The sequence below is a fragment of the Micromonospora sp. KC721 genome, from assembly GCF_004348355.1.
Taxonomy (GTDB): domain Bacteria; phylum Actinomycetota; class Actinomycetes; order Mycobacteriales; family Micromonosporaceae; genus Micromonospora.
The window spans coordinates 1-14,300 of sequence record NZ_SMJY01000017.1; the positions used below are offsets into that span (position 1 = coordinate 1).

The following is a 14,300-nucleotide window of genomic DNA, read 5'->3' on the forward strand; positions in this document are numbered from 1 at the left end:
CCCTGCACCCCCGGCCGCCGGCGCCGCCGCCGCGGTCGGCCGCTCGCCGGGACCCGGCTGCCCCGCTCGCCCTGGAACCGGTCGGCCGAGCGCTGACCCTGTTCTTCAACCCCATCCGGACCGCCCGCGTCCGGGCCGAACCGGCGCCCAGCGCCTATCCTGACGGATCGTGACGAGCACCGCGCAGCGCCTGGCCGTGATCCGGGGACCCGTGCCGCCGAAGCGGCACAACGCCCGTACCATCGCCGCCCTCACCGGGAACCCGGGATGCACCCGCCGGGCGGTGCTCGACGGCGCCGGGGTGGACAAGCCGAAGCTGGCCGAGCGGATCGGGTATCCAGCCCGCTTCGGGCAGTCCCGGTTCGCGATCAGCCGGGGCAACACGTTCGAGGCGCAGGTGAAGGCCGACGGCGGGACGGAACTGCTGCGGCTGGTCGCGCAGCGGCTGGGCGTACCGGTGCCGCAGCGGGCGGACTGGACGGATCTGGGCGGCGCCGACGACCTGCCGGACCGGCAGGAGCGGTCCCGTCGGGCGTTGACCGCCACCGGGCCGGACGCGGCGCTGTTCGACCATCCGCTGCTGGGGCTGGACGTCGCCGGGCAGCGGGTGCACCTGGAGCCGGACCTGGTCGCCGCCCGCCTCGGCGGCCGGTTCCACGTGGTGGAGATCAAATCCTTTCCGGTGATCGACGGCCAGGCCGACCCGGCGAAGGTGGCCGCCGCCGCCATCCAGTCGGCCGTCTACGTGCTGGCGCTGCGGGAGCTGCTGGCCGCCGAGGGACAGGACCCGCAGCTGGTCTCCCACGACGTGGTGCTGGTCTGCCCGCGCGACTTCGCCAACCGGCCGGTGGCCAGCCTGCTCGACGTGCGCAGGCAGCTACTGGTGCTGCGTCGCCAGCTCGACCGGATGGCCCGACTGGACGTGGTGCTGGCCAACGTGCCGCCGGACTTCACCGCCGACCCGGGCGCCGACCCGGCCACGTTGACCGCCGCGCTGCGCACCGTCGAGGCCCACTACGCGCCGGAGTGCCTGGCCGCGTGCGAGCTGGCGTACTTCTGCCGGGCCGAGGCGCGGGACCACACCGGGGCGCTGGGCCGGCCGGTGCGGGAAGCGCTCGGCGGAGTCGAGGAGGTTTCCGAGGTGCTGGCCCTGGCGACCGGTGAGCGCGCCGCGGAACCGGAACGGGCGGAGGCCGCCGCGCTGCTGCGGGCCGCGGCCCGGCTGCGCGCCGACGCCCTCGCCGGGAACCCCGCGTGAGTACGCTGCGCGCGCTGGCGAAGGCGCAGGCCGTCGCCGCCGGGGTGGCCCAGCCGGTGGCCACTGTCCGGCACCTGCACCTGGCCGAGCGACCGCTGGTGCTGGTGCCGCTGGCGCTGGCCGGTGAGGCGAACGCCCCGCTGGCGGCGCTGGTCGGCACCGCCCCGGACGCGGCGCGGCTGCTGATCGTGCCGCAACCCCGCAACCGCGACCAGCGGTTCCGGTTCGCCGCCGAGCTGGCCGCGGTCGTGCTGCCGTACCTGGCGGAGTTCCTGACAGTGTCCGAGGCGGTGCCGGTGGACCGGGGCCGTGACGTCCGGCACCGGTACGCCGACGCGCCGCAACTGCTGGTGCCGAATCCGGCCGGGGTGACGTTCCTGCGGCTGTTCGGCCGTTCCACGCGGTTCCGCCGCCCCGACGGTGAGCACCCGGTGCACCCCGACGTGCCGCTGCTCGGCCGTTGGCTGACCTTCTTCGCCGAGCGGGCCGAGCATCCCGGCTCGTCGGCGCTGGTGGCGATGACCGACGCGCTGACCCTGCACTGGGCCACCGGGCAGAGCAGCGTGGAGGACCAGCACCTGCCGGCGCTGCTGGGCTGGATCGACCCGCCGGTCGGCTCGACCGGCGCGCAGATGGCGGCCCGCGCCGAGGATCCGACGCTCTGCCCGCCGGCCGGCCCGGCCACCGACCCGGACTTCGACAACCGGGTGCTCGCCCCGGCCATCGCCGCGTACACCGGTGCCGAGGACGACCCGGCCGCCCGCGCGGCCGCGTACGCGGCGCTGGAACGGGTGCTGCGCGGTCAGCTCGCGCCCACCTGGGAGCTGATGTGGCGCGGCGTGGGGCTGCTGCGCGCGCTGCCGCCGGGAGCGCGGGTGGCGGGCCGCTGGGACGGCGACAAGGACGCCTTCACCGGCCATGTCGAGCACCTCGACGCCGGTGGCGGTCCGCAGCCCCGGCGCGACGGCGCGGTGGCGGCGGCGGCGCGGCTGCACCGGTGGGAACGGGCTCTGACCTCGTACGCGGTGCAACGCGCCTACGACGACCCGCTGGTCATGGCCGAGCACCGGCTGACCGGTGAGGCGTTCGTCGGCGACGTGACGCTGGCCGACCCGACCCGGGTGGACGACAGCGGCCGGCGGCCGGTGCTGCGCCCCCGCATCCAGGTGGTGACCACCGAGCCGGTGCCGGTGCCGGTGGGGACGACGTTGTTCTCCCCGGCTCGGCCCGCGCAGAAGGCGAAGGTGGTGTTCCTGACCCCGGCCGCGGACGGCAAGACCGAACTGGTGCTGGAGCTTTCCGGCGGGATGGGGCGGGGACTGACCGCGCCGCCCGGGACGGTGCCGGAGGTGGGGGAGCGGCTCTGCCTGACCACCCTCTCCGACGGGTTCCTGCCGGCCGGTGCGTTCCCGGCCCCGGAGGAGACCCCCTGGACGCACGGCGGTCCGCCCGCGTCCACAGCTGACGGCGACGCGGCGGAGGACTGGTCCTGACCAACCGAGCCGGCATGCCCCAAAGGGTGCACACCGACAGGGCCGGTCGGCTCTGGCGGGGCGCACGGGTGGTGGTTACGCTTCGATGGTTCGCCCGTCCGTGGCCGGTTTTCAGCCTTGAGGTGCGCACAGGAGAGGGAGCCGGAGCGATCACCGTGCAGCCCGAGGCCGTCACGCCGTATCCTGCCGCGCCGCTGCGCCGCGCGGGGGTGGCGCTCGCGGCGGCGGTGCTTCTCGTCGAGGCGCTCTGGCTGCTGATGGGGCTGCCGGACGCGGCGCTCGCCAGTGACCTGGGCGCGATCACGGTGGCGGGCCTGGCCGCGGCGGCCTGCGTGGGCGCGGCCCGCCGGCATCCCACCCCGCTGCGCCGGTTCTGGGTGCTGCTCGCGGTCACCATGGGTTTGGCCGTGGCGGGCCGTACGGTGTGGACGGCCGGGCGGCTCGGCAGCAGCGAACTGCCGCACACCGCGCTGATCGGCGCGATCTTCACCGCCGGCATCATCACCGGCACCGCCGCCTTGCTCTGCTCGGTGTCGGCTCCCCGCAACCGGGTCGGTCAGACCCGCGCCCTGCTGGACGGGGTGATCGTCGGGCTCGCCCTGATCCCCGTCGGCTGGGTGGTGATGTTCCGGGGGATCACCGCCGCCGACCTGGCCGACCCGCTGCACGGCTTCGGCCTGCTCTACCCGATGCTCGACCTGATGCAGCTGACCGTCCTGGTCGCGGTGACCGGCCCGGCCCGGCCGGTGTGGCGGCCGATGACCCTGATCGGGGCCAGTCTGGCCGTCCGGGGGGTGGCCGACGCGGTCTACGTCGCGCTCGTCGTCGGTGGCAGCTACGCCCCCGGTCACCCGGTCGACCTGTGCTGGCCGCTGAGCTACCTGCTGATCGCGGTGGCGGCGCTCCACCCGCCACCACCGACCTGCACCGAGGCCGACGACAGCGGCGAGTCGCCGCTGCCGTCCTGGTGGCGGGTGGCGCTGCCGTACCTGCCGGTGGGCGGGGCGATCGTCGCCGTCGTGCTGGCCCGCCGCCCGACCGGGCAGACCCCGCATCTGATCTTCGTCGGCGTGATGACGCTGCTGGGGGCGCTGGCGCTGCGTCAGGGGCTGGCCGCCTACGAGAACCTGCGGCTGGTCGCCCAGCTGCGTCGGCTGGCGTACGCCGACCAACTCACCGGCCTGCCGAACCGGCTGATGTTCACCCGGCGGCTGCGCCGGGCGCTGCGCGACGGGCCGCCGGTCGCCGTGCTGATCCTCGACCTCGACGGGTTCAAGCAGGTCAACGACCGGTTCGGGCATGCCACCGGGGACGCCCTGCTGACCTGCATCGCGGGCCGGATGCGGGAGGCGGTCGGCGACGACGGCACCGTCGCCCGGCTCGGCGGCGACGAGTTCGCGGTGCTCGTCGACGCAGGCCGGCCGGTCGCCCCGGAACGGCTCGCCGAGCGCCTGCTCACCGCCCTGCAACCGTCGCCGGGCGAGGAGGACGCCGGTATCCACCCGTCGGCCAGCATCGGCATCGCCGAGTACGGCCCGCAGCACACCTCCCACACCGACCTGTTGCGCGACGCGGACATCGCGATGTACGCGGCGAAGGCGGCCGGGAAGGCCGCGTACCGGACCTGCACCCCGGCCCTGCGCGAGTCGGCGGTGACCCGCGCGGAGCTGATCGCCGACCTGCGCCGGGCGGTCGACGAGCGGCAGTTGCACCTGGACTACCAGCCCATCGTCGACCTGGCCACCGGCGAGGTACGCAGCGCCGAGGCGCTGGTCCGTTGGCGGCATCCCCGGCTGGGGCTGCTCAACCCGGCGGCGTTCCTGCCGCTGGCCGAGGAGACCGGACTGGTCGTGCCGCTGGACCGCTGGGTGATCCACGAGGCGTGCCGGGCCGCCGCCACCTGGCGGCAGCGGGTGCCGGAGGCGACGGTGGCGGTGAACATCGCGGCGGCGCACCTGCGCCGGCCGGATCTCATCGCCACGGTCACCGCGGCCACCGCCGGCGCCGGCCTGGCGCCTCGCGCGCTGACCCTGGAACTGACCGAGTCGGCGTTGATCGACGGCAGCGAGGCGGTGCTGGAACGCCTCGCACAGCTACGCGAGCTGGGCATCCGGATCGCCATCGACGACTTCGGCACCGGCTACTCGTCGCTGAGCTACCTGCACCGCATCCCGGCCACCGAGCTGAAGATCGACCGTTCGTTCGTGGCCCGGCTCGACTCGGACACCCGGGCGTACGCGACGGTGGAGATGGTGACCCGGCTGGCCGGGGCGTTCGACCTGGCGGTGGTGGCCGAGGGGGTGGAGACCGAGGGGCAGCACGCGGCGGTCACCGCGATCGGCTGCGTGCACGGCCAGGGCTACCGCTACGGCCGCCCCGGCGCGCTGGCCACCCTGCACCACACACCGGCCTGACCACGCCGGCACGGCGCCGGCGACCAGGTCCCGGCACCGCCGACAACTTCCGACAGTGGCGGCGGGGACGCGCGCAGAATCGGGTTGACCCTCACGTAACGGAAGGCGGGAGCCTTGGTCGCGGAAGGGAGGGAACCCATGACGTACACGGTGGGGCAGGTGGCGAAGGCGGCCCGGGTGACGGTCCGGACGCTGCACCACTACGACGAGATCGGACTGCTCTCGCCCAGCGGACGCACCGCGGCGGGCTACCGCCGCTACGACGACGCGGACCTGGAGCGCCTGCAGTTGATCCTCTGGTACCGGGAGTTGGGGTTCCCGCTGGAGGAGATCGCGGCGATCCTCGACGACCCGGATGCCGACCCGGTGGCGCACCTGCGCCGGCAGCACGAGCTGCTCAGCGGCCGGATCGGCAAGCTCCAGGAGATGGTCGCCGCGATCGAGATGGCGATGGAGGCGAAAAGGATGAACATCAAGCTCACCCCGCAGGAGCGGTTCGAGGTCTTCGGCGACTTCGACCCGGATGCGCACACCGAGGAGGTGGAGCAGCGCTGGGGTGACACCGACGCGTACCGGGAGTCGGCCCGCCGGACGGCCAGCTACTCGAAGGAGGACTGGCTGCGCAACAAGGCGGCCAACGAGGACTGGGGCCGCCGCTTCGTGGCGGTCATGACCTCGGGGGTGCCGGCCGACTCGGCGGAGGCGATGGCGTTGGCCGAGGAGCACCGGCGGCTCATCACCGAGTGGTTCTACGACTGCTCGTACGAGATGCACACCTGCCTGGCGGACATGTACGTGGGGGATCCCCGGTTCACCGCGTATTTCGAGACACTCGCGCCGGGCATGGCCGCCTACCTCGCCGAGGCGATCCACGCCAACGCGATCCACCGCGCCTGAGCGGTCATCGTCCGGGCCGGGTGGGCCGACCGATCGGCCCACCCGGGTTCCCGGCGCCGACCGGGCCTGCTCACAGAATCCGTCCGAGGCAATCACCCGATCGGGTGAAAGGACCCGTCGCGCCGGTTCCGTCGGCGTTGGTCCGCTGTTAATCCGTACGACACCCCGATTGGTGGCTCGCGCGGCGGAGGGGTCGGCGTGGCTGAAACTGATTCGACGGGTTCCACCTGGCGCTACACCTGGGCGCGCAAACAGAACGAGCGCCGGCAGCGCCGCTACCGCGCGGCCGAGGCGGCCTGGCGCCGGCACGACGACGAACTGCGGCGGCTGCGTACCCTCGCCGTCGACCTGCGCGGTTCGGCAGCGGCGGGCCGAGGGCTGCCGCTGGCGCTCGACCACGGCGAGAAGGTGCTCCGGGCCTGGCCGGCGGCCCAACTGGTCGAGCTGCGGCACACCGCGGTGCTGCCCGCCCCCGATCTGACCCTCGAACCGCACCCGGCACCGCTGCGGCACCGATCCCCCGACGGGGTCCGGGCCGTCGACGCCGGGATGGCCGTGATCACCAACCGTCGCCTGGCGTTCCTCGGCGGTGGCGGCCGGCGCGACTGGGCGTACGCGAAGATGACCGGGCTGTCCCACGACCCGGCGGCCCCGGTGACGTTGATCCAGGTCCTGGACCGCAAGCGGACCACCGGTCTGCGCCTGCCGGCCGCGGCGGCGGTCGACTTCCGGTTCGTGCTCACCCTCGCCTTCGCCGACGCCATCGAGCAGCGGGACACCGTGCTCGCGCAGCTCGACGAGCTGATCGCCGAACACGACCAGACCCGACCGTTCCGCCCGGCGATCGTCACCCCCGCCCAGGCCCGGCTCACCGCCCGGATCCCCGGCGGACGCCGCGCCGTCGTCGTCACGGCCGCGCTCACCCTGGCCGTGCCGGTGGCCGTCCTCGACTCGGACCCGCCGGTGCGATCCGCCTCCGAACGGGCCGTCGCCGCCACCCCCGCCACGTCGCCCACGCCGGCGGCCACCCGCCGGGCGAAACCCCGGCCCACGCCGTCGGCCAGCGTCGCGCCCCGCGAGCGGCGTTGCGGCGCCCCGGCCAACCCGATGGGGTACGACTTCTGCGACGGCCAGCGGATCCGCCGCCCCGACCACCGGATCTGCGACCACTTCGACTGCGTACGGGACTTCTGGTCCGGACGCGGCTACCTGGTGCAGTGTCGGGACGGGTCGGTCAGCCTGACCGGTGGGCGTCGCGGCGCCTGCGCCGACCAGAAGGGCGTACGCCGCACCGTGTTCACCTGACCGACCTGCCGCCCGTCCTCCTCCAGGGGGGCTTGGTCGGCTTCGAACAACCTCAAAAAGTTCTAGAACTTTGCTGACTATTGTGACACACTCGGTCCACGGTTCTAGAACTCTGGAGGTTCTGGTGACAACGGTGATGCGCGAGCCCGCCGCCGGCGGACGGTTCGGGGACTACGGCGGCAGGTACGTTCCGGAGTCCCTGATCCCCGCCTGCCTCGCCCTGGAGGACACGTTCCGGGATGCCTGGGCCGATCCGGCGTTCCGGATGGAGCTCGACGTTCACCGCCGCACCTACGCGGGGCGGCCGACCGCCCTCACCACCGCCCGCAACCTCTCCGTCGATCTGGGCGTCACGCTCCTGCTCAAGCGCGAGGACCTGGCCCACACCGGTTCCCACAAAATCAACAATGTGCTCGGGCAGGCCATGCTCGCCCGGCGGATGGGCAAGACCCGGCTGGTCGCCGAGACCGGCGCCGGCCAGCACGGCGTCGCCACGGCCACCGCGGCGGCGCTGTTCGGGCTGCGGGCCACCGTCTACATGGGCGAGCGCGACATCGAGCGCCAGGTCCTCAACGTCTTTCGCATGCGCCTGCTCGGCGCCGAGGTCGTCCCGGTGACCAGCGGCAGCCGGACCCTCAAGGACGCCACCAGCGAGGCCATGCGCGACTGGGTGTCGACCGTCGAGGACACCCATTTCTGCCTCGGGTCGGTGGCCGGACCGCACCCGTACCCGTGGATGGTCCGGGAGTTTCAGCGGGTGATCGGTGATGAGGCACGCGGGCAGTGCGCCGCCGAACTCGGCACCGGCATCCCGGACACGGTCGTCGCCTGCGTGGGCGGCGGGTCGAACGCCGCCGGCACGTTCGCCGGCTTCGTCGACACGGGCGCGAGCCTGGTGGGTGTCGAGGCGGCGGGCGGCGCCGCTGTCTCCCAGGGCGAGGCGGGAGTCCTGCACGGCTCCCGGTCGCTGGTGTTGCAGGACCGGCACGGGCAGGTCGCCGAGGCGCAGTCGATCGCCGCCGGACTCGACTATCCCGGGGTGGGCCCGGAGCACGCACAGCTCAACGAGCTGGGCCGGGCCCGGTACGTCACGGTGACCGATGACGAGGTGCTGGTCGCGGTGCGCCGCCTCGCCGAGCGGGAGGGCATCATCTGCGCGCTGGAGTCGGCGCACGCGGTGGCGTGGGTGCTGCGCGCGGCCGGGACACCTGATCTGCCGGCCGGCTCGACGGTGCTGCTGACGCTCTCCGGCCGCGGCGACAAGGACATGCCCCAGCTGATGGAGGGCCTGCGATGAGCACCGACACCAACCAGCAGACCGCGATGCCCGGGCTGGACAAGTCGCGCGCCGGTACGCCCCGGCTCGGTGCCGCACTGCGGGCGGCCCGGCGGCCGCTGCTCGTGCCGTACGTGACCGGTGGCATCACCGCGGACTGGACGGATGTTCTGCTCGCCTATCAGGACAGCGGCGCGGACGCGATCGAGGTCGGTCTGCCGTTCTCCGACCCGATGCTCGACGGCCCGACCATCCAGGAGGCCTCGCACCGGGCCCTGGCCCGGGGTGCCACGGTGGACTCGATCCTCGCCGACCTCGCGGGTACGCCGCTGCGGGTGCCGATCGTCGTCATGACGTACGCGAACCTCATCCTGCGGACGGGGATCGCCCCGCTCGTCGCCGCCGGGGTGTCTGGTCTGATCGTTCCCGACCTGCCGCTGGACGAGTCCGCCGGGCTCGAGGCCGAGGCGGCCGCCGCCGGCATCGAGTTGGTGCTGCTGGCCGCACCGGCCACCCCGGACGACCGGCTGCGGGAGATCTGCGCCCGCAGCCGTGGCTTCCTGTACGCGGTCAGCGTCATGGGCACCACCGGCGAGCGTCCCAACCTGGCCGCCTCGGCTGCCACCCTGGCCGCCCGGGTCAAGGCGGTCACCGACCTGCCGGTGCTGATCGGATTCGGGGTGTCCACCCCGGCCCAGGCCGCCGAGGCGGGACGCGCCGGGGACGGTGCTGTCGTCGCGTCGGCGCTGATGCGTAGGGTGCTCGACGGAGCCTCGGCCGGCGCGCTCGCCGCCGACGTCGCGGCCTTCCGCTCCGCACTCGACCTGGGGGTGTCTCCTGGAACGCCGCACGCCGAAATATCGGGTCATCGCGGCTGACCTGACCGCGAAGATTCGGGGGGGTGAGCTGCCACCGGGTTCTGCGCTGCCACCGCAGAAGGAGTTGAGCGCCGCGTACGGGGTGACACTCGTGACCCTGCGGCAGGCGCTGCGACAGCTCGAGGACGACGGCCTGCTCTCCCAGCAGCCGGGCCGGGGCACGTTCGTCGCCTCGCCGAAGGCCACCTATCGCCTGGACTCGCTGCGCGGGCTGGCCGAGGATCTGCGCGCTCAGGGCCGTACGGTCAGCACGGAGATTCTCGGCCAGGCCATGCAGCGTCCGCCGGCCTGGGTGGCGGCGCACCTGGGCACCGCCCGGGTCCTGCGGCTGGAACGCCTGCGGCTGCTGGCCGGCCGGCCGGCGGTGCACCAGCTCTCCTGGGTTCGCTCCCCGGCCGGTGCCAAGCTGCGCGACACCGATCTCAGCGACACCTCGCTGTACGCGGCCGTCGCCGAGCACGGGATCGTGGTGCACCGCGCCACCGAGGTGCTGCGCCCGGAGGTGCTGGTCGCGCCGGTGGCGGAGCTGCTGCGCCAGCCCGTGGGGACGCCGGTGTTCCTCTCCGACCGGGTCACGTACGGGCTCGATGAGCGGCCGATCCTGGTGGACCGGGCGACGATCCTTGGCACGATGATGGAAGTCCGCACCGAACGCGCGGCCACCGGCCTGTCGGTGCAGTGGACGCCGTCGAGTTGACCGCGACGTGCCGACAGACCGTTTACCCCGCCCGGGCGCGATCGACTCCGTCTGCGCCGGGTTGGGGTGTCTTCCGCCCAGGACAGCGCGGGATGCCGCAAGGTGAGGCGCGGTTGCCCCGGGTGCGTCCGGCGCGTGGCTCAGGCCGGTGGGGAAGACGGGTCGGGGGCGGCGGTGAGGTCCGGCACGGTCAGCGTCCCGTCGGCGGCCAGCGGAAAGCCCGGGTTCCAGGCGATCTCCCAGAGATGACCGTCCGGGTCGGCGAAACAGCCGGCGTACCCGCCGTAGAACGTGTCGGCGGCCGGCCGGGTGATCCCCGCGCCCGCCTGCGCGGCGGTGGCCATGATCTCGTCGACCTCGGCGCGGGAGCGGACGTTGTGCGCCAGCGTCAGAGCACCCGGTCCGCGCTCCGGTACGCCCGCGTCGGCAGCCAGTTTCGCCCGCCCCCACAACACCAGCGCGAGGCCGCCGGCCTGGAAGAAGACCGTCTCCTCGACCTCCTGCCCGTGCCAGCCGAGCCGCTCGTAGAAGGCGCGGGCGCGGGCGAGGTCGGTGACGCCGAGGGTGATCAGACTGATCCGCTGCTCCATGTCAGTGGAGGGTACCGGGCCGGTGAAGACGGTCCGTCCGGATGCTGATCGCCACGCCCGCGACCGGAGCCGTCACCCAGCGCCACGGGCGGAGTCGATGTGAAGAGATGGGCACCATTCTTCCTGGCTCGCCACATTAGCTAGTTGATGGGTCTACGTAAAACGGCGCTGGCGATGACGTCCGCGCTGCTGGTGGCGTCGGTGCTGGTGGTTCCGGCCGCCGATCGTCCCGCGACGGCCGCGCCGGCTCCCGCGCACGGTCGGGACAATGTGGGCGATCCGGTGGTGTCGCCGATGTCGAAGTCCACCATGTGGCTGTTCGACACCCCCGAGCGTCCGGCATCGCGCACCGCGGCCGCCGCGGGGGCGGCCCCGTCGGTGCCGAAGGGGACCGGTCCGGTCCGCAACGCCACCGAGCTGTCGTTCTCACTGAGCGACCGCCTCGAAGCGAAAATCAACGTCGGGTCGGGGAACCTGATGCTGCGCAGCACCGAGCTGACGCTGCCCGGCGTCGCGGAGAACGTCACCATCGGCGCCACCTTCAACAGCCTGCTGCTCGACAGCGACCTGGAGACCGGCGCGCACGGCCCCGGCTGGCGTACCCGGGCCGGCCAGGACGTGCGGCTGTACCCGGCCGACGACGGGTCGGTGACCTACGCCGCCGCCGACGGCGTGGTCGGCAGGTTCACCGAGTCGGGCTCCGGCTACTCGTCGCCCAAGGAGTTCAAGGCGACCCTGGCGCGCGACGGCTCCGGCTGGAAGCTCACCGAGCACGGCAGCGGCAAGGAGCTGTTCTTCGGCTCGGACGGGCTGTTGGACAAGACCGAGGACCGCAACGGCAACGTCACCGACGTCACCTACAGCGGCGGGCAGATGACGACCATCACCTCGGACCGGGGCCCGACCGCCGCGCGGACGGCGACGGCGACCTGGACCGCCGGGAAGATCGGCAAGTACCGGCAGACCGGCGCCGACGGCAGCTGGCGGGAGGTGTCGTACGCCTACGACAGCCTGGGCCGGTTGCAGACGATCCAGTCGCCGACCTGGCGCAAGGTGATGTTCGAGTACGACGCCGCCGGTGACCTGACGAAGATCACCACGAAGGAGAACACCTTCATCACGATCACCTACGACGGTCAGCACCGGGTCACCTCGTTCACCCAGGTCACCGACATCGCCACCATGCGCGGCTCGACGACCCGCCTGGCGTACCCCAGCTCCACCCAGACCCAGGTGGCCGACGCCCGGCAGGACCTGTCCCAGCCGATCGCCTCGGTGCCGCACACCACGTACGAGATCAACGCCGACAAGCGGGTCACCAAGACCACCGACCCTGCCGGCAACGAGCGCAGCAAGACGTACACGCCGTTCCACGACGTGGCCACCTCGGTCAGCCCCGAGGGTGGCACGGTCACCAACACCTACGGCGCGAACGCGGGGGAGTCGCTGACCAAGTCGGCCTCGCCGACCGGCGCCAGCGCGTCGGCCGCGTACGCCAACGCGGCGACGTCGACGAACCCGACGGCGAACTTCCAGCCGTCGTCCTCGATCGACACCCAGGGCAACAGCTCCACCTACACCTACAACGGCGCCGGCAACCGCACCGCCACCGCCGACGCGATGGCCGCCGAGGCGAAGGTCGACTACAACGACGACGGCACGGTGAAGACCTCCACCGACCCGGCCAACGACGACAACCCCACCAGCTACAGCTACGACGACAGCAGGCAGCTGACCAAGGTCACCCCGCCGACCGGCAACAACCTGGCGGTCAAGACCTTCACCTACGACCCCTACGGCCGGCTCAAGACCGTGTCGGACGGCTGCACCACCAGCTACACCTACAGCCCGACGACCGGGTCATGGAGATCGCCTACTCCGGCTGTGGCACCCAGCCGCCGGTCACCTTCGAGTACGGCGGCACCGGCAACCTGCTCACCCGCACCGACGCCACCGGCACCACCACCTGGTCGTACGACCCGCTGAACCGGCTCCGCGAGCGCAGCAATCCCGGCGGTGGCATCCTGAAGTACGTGCCGGATCCGGTGGGGAACCTCGAGCAGTTGACCGACGGGCGGGGCACCACGCGGTACTACTACAACACCCGCAACTGGCTGGTCCGCATGGACACCGCCGGGGGCACCCGCTACAACTTCCTCTACGACAAGAACGGCAACCGCACCCACACGTACTTCGCCACCAACGAGACCAACAGCGCGTGGGCGTTGCGGATCAAGACGGTTTACGACGACTCGGACCGGCCCACCCGGATCACCGCCACCCGCAACTCGGCGAGCCCGGCGACGGTCCACGACGTCACCTACTGCCACGCCAAGTACGTCGCCGGCGAGCCCTGCTCCACCGACAAGGGCGACGACACCGGCCTGCGGCAGTGGCAGAAGGACGAGGTCAGCGGGGCGGTCGCCCGGTACGACTACGACAAGTCCAACCGGTTGACCAAGGCCACCAACCACCATGGCAAGACCTACGAGTACGCCTATGACAGCAACGGCAACCGCAAGAGCGTCGCCCTGGACGGCTCCACCACCCAGTCTCTGACCTTCAACTCCGCCAACCAGATCACCGCCGCGGACAACAGCTACGACGGCCGGGGCAACCAGACCCGCGCCAGCCACCCGTCGGTGAACCCGATGACGTACAACAGCGTCAAGCAGATGGTGGGTGCGAACTCCGCGAGCTACGGCTACGCCGGTAGCGACCAGGTGGAGTTGACCCGTAGCGCGGTGGCGACGATGCAGTACGGCATGGAGGACCAGCACGGGATGCCGTGGTTGCAGTCCTGGACGTATGGCGGCTCGACCGCCTATGTGGAGCGTGACGGGATCGGCACGCCGCTGGGCCTGCGGATCAACGGCACCGATCACGCGTATGTGCTGGACGCTCTTGGTTCGCCGGTGGCGATCGTGCGGGCCGACGGGACGAAGGTCGCGACCTACCAGTACGACCCGTACGGGGTGAGCACGACGGCGGACGAGTATTTCCTGGGGCAGACGAGTCTGATCCGGTTCGCGGGTGGGACGTATGACTGGTCGACGGGGTTCACGAAGTTCGGGCAGCGGTGGTACAACCCGGTGCAGGGACGCTTCACCCAACAGGACAATCTCAGCTTCATCGGCAACCCCCAGCAGGGCAACCGGTACGCCTACGCAGGCGGCAACCCTGTCAACCACATTGATCCGACGGGGCTGGCCCCGGAACCCAATGATCTGGAGTACATCGTCGGTACGACGGCGGACTTCGCCGGTGCCGGAGCCGGTTTGGGAGGGGTGGTCGGTTGCATCGCGACGATTTTGGCGGGGTGCATCGAAGGCGCAGGTGCTGGTGCGCTGATCGGCGGAGGCATCGGAGCGGTCGCCGGGCTTGGATATTCGACCGGAAGGGTCTGCAAAGAACATGACTGTTTGTCGTGGTAGTTATGACTCGTGAGCCTGCGAAGTTTCCTATAAGTAAAAGGACCGCCATCATCGCGGT

At 72.2% G+C, this 14,300-nt stretch carries 11 protein-coding genes; 10 read left to right on the forward strand and 1 reads right to left on the reverse strand.

Annotation, left to right across the window (positions count from 1 at the left end):
* Positions 1 to 169 precede the first annotated feature (169 nt).
* From E1182_RS05230 to E1182_RS05265, 8 genes are all read left to right on the forward strand, one after another.
* On the forward strand, positions 170 to 1,258 hold the full coding sequence (locus tag E1182_RS05230; RefSeq protein WP_132261508.1) for a hypothetical protein: 1,089 nt from the start codon (positions 170 to 172) through the stop codon (positions 1,256 to 1,258).
* Positions 1,255 to 2,751 carry a hypothetical protein gene (locus E1182_RS05235; RefSeq protein ID WP_132261509.1) on the forward strand — a complete coding sequence of 499 codons (1,497 nt, stop codon included), beginning with the start codon at positions 1,255 to 1,257 and terminating at the stop codon, positions 2,749 to 2,751. Before E1182_RS05230 ends, E1182_RS05235 begins: the two co-directional genes overlap by 4 nt.
* 155 nt (positions 2,752 to 2,906) lie before the next feature.
* Positions 2,907 to 5,165 carry a bifunctional diguanylate cyclase/phosphodiesterase gene (locus E1182_RS05240; RefSeq protein ID WP_243706045.1) on the forward strand — a complete coding sequence of 753 codons (2,259 nt, stop codon included), beginning with the start codon at positions 2,907 to 2,909 and terminating at the stop codon, positions 5,163 to 5,165.
* A 138-nt stretch (positions 5,166 to 5,303) separates the two neighbouring features.
* Positions 5,304 to 6,062, forward strand: coding sequence for a MerR family transcriptional regulator (locus E1182_RS05245; RefSeq protein ID WP_132261511.1), 759 nt, complete (start codon positions 5,304 to 5,306; stop codon positions 6,060 to 6,062).
* Positions 6,063 to 6,260: 198 nt separating this feature from the next.
* The gene (locus E1182_RS05250) at positions 6,261 to 7,367 is read left to right on the forward strand and encodes a hypothetical protein (protein ID WP_132261513.1); all 1,107 of its coding nucleotides are present in this window, start codon (positions 6,261 to 6,263) and stop codon (positions 7,365 to 7,367) included.
* Positions 7,368 to 7,503: 136 nt separating this feature from the next.
* On the forward strand, positions 7,504 to 8,664 hold the full coding sequence (gene trpB / locus E1182_RS05255) for a tryptophan synthase subunit beta (RefSeq protein ID WP_132261561.1): 1,161 nt from the start codon (positions 7,504 to 7,506) through the stop codon (positions 8,662 to 8,664).
* A complete protein-coding gene (gene trpA, locus E1182_RS05260) occupies positions 8,661 to 9,521 on the forward strand; it encodes a tryptophan synthase subunit alpha (RefSeq protein ID WP_243706046.1) in 861 nt (286 codons plus the stop codon). The genes trpB and trpA overlap by 4 nt, the downstream gene beginning before the upstream one ends.
* A gap of 28 nt (positions 9,522 to 9,549) precedes the next feature.
* Positions 9,550 to 10,218 carry a GntR family transcriptional regulator gene (locus E1182_RS05265; RefSeq protein WP_371687515.1) on the forward strand — a complete coding sequence of 223 codons (669 nt, stop codon included), beginning with the start codon at positions 9,550 to 9,552 and terminating at the stop codon, positions 10,216 to 10,218.
* Positions 10,219 to 10,358: 140 nt separating this feature from the next.
* Here E1182_RS05265 and E1182_RS05270 read toward each other — a convergent pair whose 3' ends face one another.
* Positions 10,359 to 10,808, reverse strand: coding sequence for a VOC family protein (locus E1182_RS05270; protein WP_132261517.1), 450 nt, complete (start codon positions 10,806 to 10,808; stop codon positions 10,359 to 10,361).
* A 147-nt stretch (positions 10,809 to 10,955) separates the two neighbouring features.
* Here E1182_RS05270 and E1182_RS31965 point away from each other — a divergent pair, with 147 nt between their 5' ends.
* Together E1182_RS31965 and E1182_RS31970 are read left to right on the forward strand one after the other, a co-directional pair.
* On the forward strand, positions 10,956 to 12,794 hold the full coding sequence (locus E1182_RS31965) for a DUF6531 domain-containing protein (protein ID WP_243706047.1): 1,839 nt from the start codon (positions 10,956 to 10,958) through the stop codon (positions 12,792 to 12,794).
* Complete coding sequence (locus tag E1182_RS31970; protein ID WP_243706052.1) at positions 12,677 to 14,242, forward strand: RHS repeat-associated core domain-containing protein; 1,566 nt, start codon at positions 12,677 to 12,679, stop codon at positions 14,240 to 14,242. Before E1182_RS31965 ends, E1182_RS31970 begins: the two co-directional genes overlap by 118 nt.
* The last annotated feature ends 58 nt before the right edge of the window (positions 14,243 to 14,300 follow it).

Excerpts from the sequence above, each read along its gene's own strand:
- E1182_RS31965 (WP_243706047.1), top strand. The coding sequence starts at position 10,956 with ATGGGTCTACGTAAAACGGCGCTGGCGATGACGTCCGCGCTGCTGGTG.
- E1182_RS05245 (WP_132261511.1), top strand. The coding sequence starts at position 5,304 with ATGACGTACACGGTGGGGCAGGTGGCGAAGGCGGCCCGGGTGACGGTC.
- E1182_RS05270 (WP_132261517.1), bottom strand. The coding sequence starts at position 10,808 with ATGGAGCAGCGGATCAGTCTGATCACCCTCGGCGTCACCGACCTCGCC.
- trpA (WP_243706046.1), top strand. The coding sequence starts at position 8,661 with ATGAGCACCGACACCAACCAGCAGACCGCGATGCCCGGGCTGGACAAG.
- trpB (WP_132261561.1), top strand. The coding sequence starts at position 7,504 with ATGCGCGAGCCCGCCGCCGGCGGACGGTTCGGGGACTACGGCGGCAGG.